The sequence below is a fragment of the Frankia sp. CgJB1 genome (genome assembly GCF_977947065.1).
Genome location: NZ_CDWTNB010000144.1, coordinates 1 through 10,260 on the forward strand (window position 1 = coordinate 1; position 10,260 = coordinate 10,260).

The 10,260-nt window shown below is 71.4% G+C and carries 10 protein-coding genes; 4 read left to right on the forward strand and 6 right to left on the reverse strand.

The genetic code is table 11. The features are described 5' to 3' along the window. Window positions 1-163: 163 nt before the first annotated feature. Window positions 164-1,150: a 16S rRNA (cytosine(1402)-N(4))-methyltransferase RsmH gene (gene rsmH / locus AC08OT_RS15365; protein WP_462203247.1), complete on the reverse strand. Its 987-nt coding sequence runs from the start codon at window positions 1,148-1,150 to the stop codon at window positions 164-166. A gap of 223 nt (window positions 1,151-1,373) precedes the next feature. After that, window positions 1,374-1,805 carry a division/cell wall cluster transcriptional repressor MraZ gene (mraZ, locus tag AC08OT_RS15370; protein WP_476593883.1) on the reverse strand — a complete coding sequence of 144 codons (432 nt, stop codon included), beginning with the start codon at window positions 1,803-1,805 and terminating at the stop codon, window positions 1,374-1,376. A 460-nt stretch (window positions 1,806-2,265) separates the two neighbouring features. On the opposite strand from mraZ, the gene AC08OT_RS15375 reads away from it, so the two are divergent. Genes AC08OT_RS15375 through AC08OT_RS15385 form a run of 3 tightly spaced genes read left to right on the forward strand, consistent with a single transcriptional unit; the run spans window position 2,266 to window position 7,243 of the window. Next, on the forward strand, window positions 2,266-3,294 hold the full coding sequence (locus AC08OT_RS15375; RefSeq protein WP_476593531.1) for an AAA family ATPase: 1,029 nt from the start codon (window positions 2,266-2,268) through the stop codon (window positions 3,292-3,294). A gap of 38 nt (window positions 3,295-3,332) precedes the next feature. Continuing rightward, entirely contained in the window at window positions 3,333-4,700 is a 1,368-nt protein-coding gene (locus AC08OT_RS15380) for a DUF58 domain-containing protein (RefSeq protein WP_476593530.1), read from the forward strand. Next, window positions 4,697-7,243: a transglutaminase TgpA family protein gene (locus tag AC08OT_RS15385; protein ID WP_476593529.1), complete on the forward strand. Its 2,547-nt coding sequence runs from the start codon at window positions 4,697-4,699 to the stop codon at window positions 7,241-7,243. The genes AC08OT_RS15380 and AC08OT_RS15385 overlap by 4 nt, the downstream gene beginning before the upstream one ends. Here AC08OT_RS15385 and AC08OT_RS15390 read toward each other — a convergent pair. Together AC08OT_RS15390 and AC08OT_RS15395 are read right to left on the reverse strand one after the other, a co-directional pair. After that, complete coding sequence (locus AC08OT_RS15390; RefSeq protein ID WP_476593528.1) at window positions 7,191-7,601, reverse strand: DUF3040 domain-containing protein; 411 nt, start codon at window positions 7,599-7,601, stop codon at window positions 7,191-7,193. The genes AC08OT_RS15385 and AC08OT_RS15390 overlap by 53 nt on opposite strands. A gap of 88 nt (window positions 7,602-7,689) precedes the next feature. Beyond that, window positions 7,690-8,580 carry a class I SAM-dependent methyltransferase gene (locus AC08OT_RS15395; protein WP_476593527.1) on the reverse strand — a complete coding sequence of 297 codons (891 nt, stop codon included), beginning with the start codon at window positions 8,578-8,580 and terminating at the stop codon, window positions 7,690-7,692. Here AC08OT_RS15395 and AC08OT_RS15400 point away from each other — a divergent pair. Then, window positions 8,579-8,821: a hypothetical protein gene (locus tag AC08OT_RS15400; protein ID WP_476602958.1), complete on the forward strand. Its 243-nt coding sequence runs from the start codon at window positions 8,579-8,581 to the stop codon at window positions 8,819-8,821. The two genes, AC08OT_RS15395 and AC08OT_RS15400, sit on opposite strands and share 2 nt — an antisense overlap. Before the next feature lie 76 nt (window positions 8,822-8,897). Here AC08OT_RS15400 and AC08OT_RS15405 read toward each other — a convergent pair whose 3' ends face one another. Both AC08OT_RS15405 and AC08OT_RS15410 read right to left on the reverse strand, forming a co-directional pair. Then, entirely contained in the window at window positions 8,898-9,539 is a 642-nt protein-coding gene (locus tag AC08OT_RS15405; protein ID WP_476593532.1) for an SAV_6107 family HEPN domain-containing protein, read from the reverse strand. Between the two features lie 74 nt (window positions 9,540-9,613). Further along, window positions 9,614-10,260 (reverse strand): hypothetical protein (locus AC08OT_RS15410; protein WP_476602959.1); only part of this gene is annotated, 647 nt, incomplete at its 5' end.

Consider the following 10,260-nt stretch of genomic DNA (forward strand, 5'->3'; position numbering starts at 1 on the left):
GGCTGCGGGTCGATGGCCGGAGCGGTCGCGCCGGCCGAGCGGGCCGCGGGCCGCCCCGTCGAGGAGGTCGGGGCGCTTGTCGTCCGCCCACCGCCCCTTTGCCTGGAGTCGGGCCGCCCGGGGGCGGAACGCCCGGCGCGGGAGAGCGGCTGCGCGGGAGCGGTCACGATGCACCTCCGGTCGGTTTCCGGGTGTGGTCCGGGTTCGGCGCGGTACGTTCGACGGCACGTAGGCGGACGGAGGCCGCCCGCGGGTTCTCGGCCTTCTCGGTCTCGCTCGCCGGTTCCGCACCTCGGGTCAACCAGCGCAGCCTGGGGCCCGCGCCCTCGGGCACCACCGGCAGGCCCGGCGGGACCAAGGCCTCCGCATAGCCGCGCAGTTGCCGCTTGACCAGCCGGTCCTCGAGCGAGTGGTACGACAGGACGACGAGCCGGCCGGACACGGCCAGCGCGTCGAAGGCCGCGGGCAACGCCCGGGCGAGCACGTCGAGCTCGGCGTTGACCTCGATACGTAACGCCTGGAAGGTACGTTTCGCCGGATTGCCGCCGGTCCGCCGGGCCGGCGCCGGGATGGCGTCGCGTACCAGGTCGGCGAGCCGCGCCGAGGCGACGAACGGGGCGACGGCCCTGGCCTGGACGATCGCACCGGCGATGCGGCGGGCGAAGCGCTCCTCGCCGTATTCCCGCAGGATGTGGGTCAGCGCGTCGGCATCGTAGGTGTTGAGGATGTCGGCGGCCGTCCTGCCCCGCGTCTGGTCCATCCGCATGTCCAGCGGCGCGTCCCGGGAGTAGGCGAACCCACGGTCGTCCGTGTCCAGCTGCAACGACGACACGCCGAGGTCGAACAGGACGCCCTGCACCACCGGATGACCGAGCCGGTCCAGGATCTCGGCCACCTCGTCGTAGACGGCGTGGACAAGCTCCACCCGGCCGGGGGCGAGCCCGTGCAGCCGCTCGCCGCTGCGCTCCAAGGCGTCGGGGTCGCGGTCGAGCCCCACCAGCCGTACGTGCGGGAAGGCCGTGAGCACAGCCGCGGCATGCCCACCGAGACCCACCGTCGCGTCCACCACGATCGCTCCGGATACCCGCAGGGCGGGGGCCAACAAAGTCAGTACACGGTCGGTCAGCACAGGCGTATGTGTGGCGTTCAGTGCTGAGCCTCCCTCGACCGCTCGTGGACCTCGTCTTCAGATGTACTGACGGGCATGGGGGCTTCATCGGCGGAAGCCACCGGGCGGCGGGCCCGGGTCGGGTGACCGAGGTCGACCGCCCTCGCGTACGTCCCGGATGCCGGCCGCCGGGGAAGGGACAGCCGGAAGGGACGGTGCGCGTGGCGAGCCCGCGGAGCACCCGGATCCATGAACCCGGGGCAGCTCAGATCACTCCGGGCAGGACCTCCTCGGACAGCTCGGCGAAGCTCTCCTCCTGGCTTTCCAGGTAGGTCTGCCACCGCTGGGCATCCCAGATCTCAATCCGAGTGTTGGCCCCATTGACCACGCAGTCGCGCATCAAGCCCGCGTAGGACCGCAGCGGAGCCGGAATCGTGATCCGCCCCTGCCGGTCCGGCACGTCGTCCGCGGCCGAGGAGAAAAACACCCGACTGTAGTCACGCAATGCCTTTGCGGTAATCGGAACAGTGCGGAGGGACTCGCTGATCCGGGTGAACTCCGCCATCGGAAAGACGTACAGGCAGCGTTCCTGCCCCTTGGTGATCACAAGAACCCCCTCCAACTCGTCACGGAATTTCGCGGGCAGCGTCAGCCGCCCTTTGTCGTCGAGCCGCGGCGCGTGGCTGCCGAGAAACACCGGCAACCTCCTCGCCACCGCGAGGAAGACAACGACAGGCTCACCCCGCGACGGTCACCCGTAAGCTGCTGTCCCCCACTGCGCGCCACTCTATCCCACTCCCCCCCACCCGACACCCCCTCAACACCCCGTACCACCCCACCGAACCCCCTCCATTGGGGGTCGCCCGCGCTACCTAAGAAGAAGGTGGTATAAGTCGCAAAAAATCAGTACAAATGACTCTGGTGGATGAAGGAACATTCGGTCTCACTCGCCGTCCCGGCGAGGCCGATCAGATACAGACACCTACCCCTCATCTCCTGTCGGGCTCCGGTTCGAGGCATGTTTCCTCGACCACCACGGCCTGCACGCCCGCGGTGGATGTCACACTCGGGGGGGGACAGGTCCCACCGGGGCTGGGTTCGCGCATCCCGACGCGCGACGCATCCCGACACTCGACACCCGGAGGGGGGCCAAACTCGTGGTGACCGACCCTGGTCTTCTGCACTGGCGTGACCCGGTGACCGACATCGGCCATCTCGCCGATGTCACCAACCGGGTGCGGGCCAGCATCGAGACGGTCATCGACGGCAAGTCCGAGGCGATCACGGCGGCCCTGGTCGTGCTGCTGTCCGAGGGCCATCTGCTGATCGAGGACGTCCCCGGGGTCGGCAAGACCATGCTCGCCAAGGCCCTCGCACGGTCCATCGACGCCCGGGTACGCCGCATCCAGTTCACTCCGGACCTGCTCCCCAGCGACGTCACCGGGGTCAGCGTCTACAACCAGGGCACCCGTGACTTCGAGTTCCGTCCCGGTCCGGTGTTCGCCAACATCGTCGTCGGCGACGAGATCAACCGCGCCGAGCCGAAGGCGCAGTCGGCGCTCCTCGAATGCATGGAAGAACACCAGGTCACGGTCGACGGCGTCACCTACCGGCTCGAGTCGCCCTTCATGGTGATCGCGACCCAGAACCCGGTGGAGATGGAGGGCACCCGGGCGTTGCCGGAGGCCCAGCGCGACCGTTTCACCGCCCGGATCTCGATGGGCTACCCCTCCCCCGCGGCCGAGCTGGAGATGCTCGACAGCCACGGCAACGCCAACCCGCTGGCCGGCATCACCCCGGTCACCGACGCCGCCGAGATCGCCAAGCTGATCGCACTCGTCCGCACGGTGCACGTCTCGCCCGAAGTGCGCCACTACATCGTCGACCTGGTCGGCGGGACCCGCACGCATCCTGAGATCGCGCTCGGCGCGTCCCCCCGGGCGGCGCTGCATCTCATCCGTGCTGCCCGAGCCCGCGCGGCCCTGGACCAGCGCGGTTTCGTCCTCCCCGACGACGTTCAGGAGATGGCTGTCCCGGTCATGGCGCACCGCCTACTGCTGCAGCCCGAGATCATGCTCTCCGGAGAGCCGACGATCGAGGTCGCCGCCCGCATCCTGACCGACGTCCTGCGCCGGATTCCGATCCTTCGTCCCGGTACGGCACGCCCAACCCGGCACGGCCGTTAGAGCTCCGTGTGTGGAACCTCCGGGTGTGGAACCTCCGGGTGCGCGACTTTGTCGCGGCGCTGCGTGGCCTGACGATCCGCGGCCGGTCGTTCGTCGCCGCCGGCATCGCCTGCGCGGCGTCCGCGGCCGTGCTCGGCGAGCAGGACCTGCTGCGGATCGGCCTGCTCCTCATTCTCCTCCCCGTGCTCGCGGCGGCCTTCGTCTGCCGGACCCGCTACCGGCTCGCCTGCACCCGCCGGCTCGAACCGAGCCGGGTGACCGCCGGGGACCGGGTCTCGGTCCGGATCAGACTGGAAAACGTCAGCCGGTCGCCGTCGTCGGTACTCCTGGTGGAGGACGCCGCCGCGGACGGGCTGGGCGGCGGGGTCCGGTTCGTACTCGGCCGGATCGAGCCCGGTGGCAGCCGGGACCTGTCCTATGTCCTGCACGCGGGGATGCGCGGTCGCTACCAGATCGGACCGATGGCGATCCGCCTCGGTGACCCGTTCGGGCTGTGCGAACTGTCGCGCAGTTTCCGCAGCCTGGACGAGCTGGTCGTGGCCCCCCCGATCGAGCGGCTGCCGTCGGCCCGCCCGACCGGTGCCGCGCGTGTCAGCACCCAGCTGCGCCGCCCGACCGGGCTCGCGGGTGAGAACGAGACGACGACCCGTCCGTACCGGTCCGGCGACGACCTGCGCAAGGTGCATTGGAAGACAACCGCCCGCCGCGGCGAGCTGATGGTCCGGCGCGAGGAGCACCCGCAGACGGGCGGGGCGACTATCCTGATCGACACCCGGGCCCGGGCGTGGCCCGACAGAGGCCCCTCAGCATCGTTCGAGTGGGCGGTGAGCGCGGTCGGGGCGATCGGCGTCCACCTCGTCCGGGGCGGGTACCGGGTCCGACTGCTGACCGATCAGGGGCTGGCGGCCATCGCCGCGGGGGGTACCGTCGGCGGGCTCCTCGACGAGCTTTCAACGCTGACGCCCGCCCCCACCGAGTCCCTGCACCCAGCGCTCGCGGCCGGCCGCAGGCAGGCCGATCACGGCGGCATGTTTGTCGCCGTCCTCGGCCACACCGATGCGCCCACTGCCGCCGCGCTGGCCGGGCTGCGGCCCCGCAGCGCCCCGGCGATCGCGGTGCTCGTCGACGTGGCCAGCTGGAGCACCGCCGCGGCGGCCCCGAAGATCGCCGCTGACCTCGGAACGACGCACGCGGTGCTCACCCGCGCTGGCTGGGCGGTCCTTGTCGCGGCAGCGGGCACCAGCCTCGCGGCGATGTGGCCGCGGGTCGCCGCCCGGGCCCGGGGCACGGACGGCGTCGGTGCCTCGAGTGCCGCCGGAGTCTCCGGACGTGCCGGGACCGTGGGACTCACCGGGGCAACGGGGCACAGCGGCGGTCTCCACATCGGCGGACGGTCGGTGCCGTGAACGCCCGCCCGGTGCCCACAGTGATCGTCACCGTCGTCTGTCTGCTGTCCACCAGCGCGCTGACCCGTCTGTTCGAGGGTGTCCTCTGGTGGTTCGGGCCGGTACTCGTCGCCACGGCCGTGGCCGTCGGGACGGGGGTGGCGAGCCGCCTGCTCCTGCTGCCGGCGGCGGCCGGGATCCTGCTCAGTCTGGTCGGCCTCATCGGCACCGTCACCGTGCTGTCCGCGCGGTCGACGGCGTTGCTGGGCTTCCTGCCGACCGCCACCACGGTCAAGACGCTGCGCACGCTCATCTCCGCCGGCGGCTCCGACATCTCACGGCTGGCCACGCCGGTGCCCGACCGGCCGGGCCTGGTGGTCCTCACGGTGATCGGCGTCTACCTCCTGGTTATGATCGTCGATCTGATCGTGGTGAAGTTCGACCACCCGACGCTCGGCGGCCTTCCGCTGCTGGCGCTGTATGCGGTGTCGGCGGCGATTCTGCCCGGGGGCGTCGGCACGGTGCCCTTCCTACTCGGCGCGGTGAGCTTCATCGCCCTGCTCCTGCTCGACGGGCGGTTGGCGTACGGGCGATGGGGCCGGACCGTCTCCGACCAGCGGAGGGCCGGCGTCGAGATGTTCGGCGGTCGCCTCGCCGTGGGCGCGCTCGGGGTCGCCGTCGCTGCGATCGCGGTGCCGTTGGGCCTGCCGTCCCTTGACGGCGAGGGACTAGTGTCGCGCAAGGGTGGATCCGGCGCCGGGGACGGTCCGAGTTCAGCCAGCGTCGTGCAGCCGATCGTCTCGGTGAGCCAGCAGCTGCACGCCAGCACGGAGGTGCCCCTGCTTCGGGTGCGCTTCGACAAGCCGGAGTATCTGCGACTGACGGCGCTGGAGAACTTCGACGGCCAGCTGTTCACCCTGCGGGCGTTGAACGCCACCCGGGAGAACCGGGTCAGCGAGGGACTACCGAAACCACGGACGGGCGGCACCACCCAGTCGGTGCGTGCGGAAGTGGCCGTCACCGGGCGGTTCAACGAGCTGTATCTGCCGGTTCCGGGCATCCCAACCCGGATCGAGGGGCTGACCGGCGACTGGCGGCTGGCGAGCCCGACAGGCACGATCTTCTCGACCCGGACCTCGACGGCGAACGCGCATTACCAGGTGGACGCGGTGGTGCCGAATCCCACGAGCGCGCAACTTCAGGCCGCGACCGGGCCAATCCCGGACTCGCTCGACATCGCGACCGCGCTCCCTGACAATCTCGATCCCCAGCTGCGCCAGCTCACCAAGGCCGTGACCGCGGATGCGCGCACCCCCTATGAAAAGGTGTACGCGATCCAGGAATACCTGCGGGGGCCGCAGTTCACCTACGACCTCCAGGGCGCCCCCACCACGCAGGAGGGCGCGCTCAGCCAGTTCCTGTTCGACACCCACCGCGGCTACTGCGAGCAGTTCGCCTCGGCCATGACGGTCATGGTGCGGATACTGGGCCTACCCGCCCGGGTCGCGATCGGCTTCGTCCCCGGGGAGCGGCAGAGTGACGGCAGCTACGTCATCACCAACCGGCAGGCGCATGCCTGGCCTGAGGTCTGGTTCCCGTCGATCGGCTGGATCAGCTTCGAGCCGACCCGCCGCAGCGACGGAGCCACCTCGGCGCCGTCCTACGCCCCCGCCGGGCCCGAGGACCCCGACAATGAGGCCGCCCTGCCGGAAGATCCGGATCAGACCGAACTGCAGGCAGCGCCCGAGCCGGTGCCCGTGCCGGATACCTCCACGCCGGCTCCCGGCGACGATCCGACCGCGGTGGACGCCCCGCGGTCAGGTGATGGCGCCTCGACCTCCACCGGGATCCCCTCCTGGGTGATCTGGCTGTGCGGTGCCCTGCCCGTCCTGGGCCTGCTGGCCGTTCCGGCGATCACCCGGATCCAGCGGAGGCGGGTCCGACTGCGCCCGGCCGAAGACGATCCTTCAGACCCGTCTGGGGCGACGGTGGAACGGGTCCACGACGCCTGGGCAGAACTGCTGGACGTCGCCGCGGATCTGGGAATCATGATCCGGCCGAGCGACTCGCCGCGGGCCGGGGTGGCCCGGCTGACCGCCTACCTGGACGCCGAGCCGACCACCGCACAGGCCCCGGGGTCCCGCCCGGAACCGTCTGCGTGGCAATCCGGGGACGGCGGGCCCCCCACGACCTACCCGCAGGCCCGCGCGGCACTCGCCCGGCTGGCCTCCGCGGAGGAGCGGGCCCGCTACGCGCCACCGGAGATGGCCGCGCCGCCGTCCGTCGCAGACCTCAGCGAGGATGTCGTCCTGGCCACCACCACGGTGTGGGCGCTGGCACCGCGGGCCAGGCGGATGTTGGCGCGGATCGCCCCGGCATCGGTTCTCCGGCGCGACGCGCCGACCTCGGCGCGCGGACGGTCGAGGACAGGACAGGGAGGCGGCGGGGACGACGCACCCGCCGCACCCGCCACGATTCAGAATGATGACAATCAGGACTGGCCGGACCCGGTCAGGGACGGTCCTCCCAGCGCCGCCGCCACCGCTCCTCGACCCGTTCCATGAACGGAGCCCTAGCCCGCGGCTTCGGCTTCGATCCCCCCTGCACACCGCCCGGCCGCCGGTGACCGGTGTCACGGCCGCTGATCCGGCGCAGGCCCGCCGCACCGCGCAGCGCGGCGAACAACATCATGAGGAAACCGAGGATGCCGAAGATCACCGTCAGCGGTACCTGGTTGAGCACCACGCCGACGACCAGGACGGCCAGACCGAGGACGAAGACGACCGCGCTGCGGCGCACCCGGCGCAGCAGGTAGGTACGGGGGTCCGTCGAACGGACGGTACTGGCAAACTTCGGATCGTCCTGTACGAGAGCGCGCTCGATCTGCTCCAGCAGGCGCTGCTCGTTCTCCGAGAGCGGCATCGACGCTCCTCCCACGACCTGTAGGCCCAGCGGACGGAACCTGATAACCAAGGATAGGCATGTGCGGGCGGGTGCGGTAGGCAACCTGTCATGCTGGTTGGAACCGAGCGATTCCCGTCACCTGGTCCGTGCCCGAACTGGGGTCTTTCATACCGGGAAATCCACGATCACGGGAACCGGCGGTGCCGGCTTCACAAGCGGTACCAGCGGCACGACGGCGGGCAAGCACATGCAGCTGTGCCGCGAGGTCACGGAACGGCTCCCGGGCGGCCGCGGCCAGTTCCAGGCGCAGCAGCCGCTGCGCGGTGAAGGCATCGGAGTCGACCAGTGCCCCGGGGACCAGGTCGGCGAACACACGCACCCCGTGGACGTCGACGACGTCCACGCCAGCCCCGTCCACCAGCGCGACGATCTCGGCGGTGGTGAACCCGGCGGCCGCCCGGGGCGCCCCGGTGCCCTGGCCGGTCAGCACGGCCTGCGCCTGCTCGAAGCGACCCGCCAGGGCGCGGGCGAGCACTGTGGCAGCCCGGCCCGCGACGACGAGGCTGAGGACGCCTCCCGGGCGCAGCACCCGCAGGGCCCCCGCCAGCGCGGCCCCGGGATCGTCAACGACGTCGAGGACGGAGTGGCACAGCAACAAATCGGCGGTCTCGGTGCCGACGATGCCGGTCAGGTCGCCCAGATCGCCCTGCTCGGCCGTGACCCGGTCGGCGACGCCCCGTTCGTCGGCGCGACGGCGCAACGCTGCCAGGGCGTCCGGCGACGGGTCCACGACGATCACCAGGTAGCCCTCGACCGCCAGGGGGACAGCGAAGCTACCACTCCCACCGCCCGCGGCAACGATGATCGGCGGGATGGTCGCGGCCGTCGGGGCCACCGACCAGGCCGGAACCCCCGCTGCCGATCCGGGCAGGACCGTCCGCAGGCCGTGCCAGATCGCAGCCTGCCGCAGATCCGCGCCGGTGACATGGCTGGTCATGCGCGTCGTGCCTCCTCAGACCGGCATCGTCGGCATCGCCGCCATCAGCCCGCTCGCCCACGCCGGAGGACCGGGCGCGTCACTGACCCACGGTGAGACCTATGACAACCCCGACGACCAGCCCGCCAGCCGACAGCCCTACGACCCGCAGTACCCAGCTGTTGCGACGCGCAACGGCGGACGGCACGGCCCGATGCGCGCCGCGGTGCCGATGCCCAGAACCGGTGAGGACCATCGATGATCTCCTGCTCCGCCAGCCACTGCCCCTCGGGGGGTAACCGATAGTGACTGATGCTCACCGTAAACGCAACCGCTCGTCACCCGCCCGGGGCGTCGCCGGGCCGAGGGCAGGCTGACCGTGGTCGGCTCGGCGGCGTGACCATCGCGACCTCCCCACGCCCGACCGGACCGGTGCCGGCGATCACTGGTTGGGACGGCAGGCCCAGCACGCCCTCGACAACCCCGATGAACAGATCGACCTGATGGATCAGATCGTCGGCCTCCCGCCTGGTCACCACCTTCAGCCCGGCCTCGGCCGCCGATCGCCGGGCGGCCCCCGCCGCGAAGAACTCCGCCCACTCCGCGAGCTCGGGGGCCACCCGGACAAGCAGGCACCAGGCACTCACGGGCCGACCGCGACGACCGGGACGGGGCCGGGCCCGGTCCGCCAGGACGGCGGCCGCCGCCCGCAGCGCCGCGAGATGGGCGAGGGCGTAGCGCTCCCCGGCCGTCTGGGCGTACTCGGCCTCACCGAGACCGCGCCGGGCGGCGACCAACAGATCGTCACGGGAGCGGCGGGGCAGCCCCGCCGCCGACACCAGGGTCCGTCCAACCGGCTCGGTGGACGCACCGCGCGGCCCGGTGGATCCACCATGGCCGCCGAACGCGCCCTTACTGCGGGCCGCTCCTCCCGCCGGGTCCGAGCCACTGATCGAGCCACTGATCGGCCGACTGGTCACGGTGGTCACGACACCTCCCAGATCTCGAACATAGGTTCGATCACAAAGTAGTGAACCCTCTCCGACGCCGCCCGTCAAGCACCTAGGTATCGAACACGCGATCGAGAAGATCCGACGACCTCGGACTCGACCACCCGAAGAAACCAGCCGAGGACGAGCAGGGCTACCACGTCGGGAACCCATCCCAGCCGCGGGTCCGCGACTTTCCCCCGACAGACATGTCCCGAACCCGCACCCGGCGTCCGGGCCACCCGGGTGACCCCCGGGTCGAGCGCATCCGGATTGGCCACGACAAGCGCCGTTCCGTCCAGCGCAAACCGGATGATGCTCACGTCGCGGTGACCCACGAGACCGCTGGCGAACTCGCCGCAGGTCGGCGTGAGCCAGCGCAGCGTGGCACCGTCCGACAGGCGCACCCGGCCCCCGTGGCGGCCTGGCTCGAAGGCGGCCAGGGGCACCCGTCCCATGGGTTCGACCAGACGGATCCCGGAACCATCGAGATCGGTCTCCAGCGCGAACGGCCGGCCGGCTGCCATCAGCTCGACCCGGCCCCGCGACCACCAGTCGGCCAGCACCGCGCCCTCGCCGGTCTCTATGTGCACGTGCCGGACCGAGGCGTGCCGGGACACCGACTCGATCCGGAAGACCAGCTCGTGCGGCAGTCCGCCGGCCCGCCGCGGGAGAAAGCCCGCCCCGGCCGCCGGCCGCGGTGCCCGGGTCC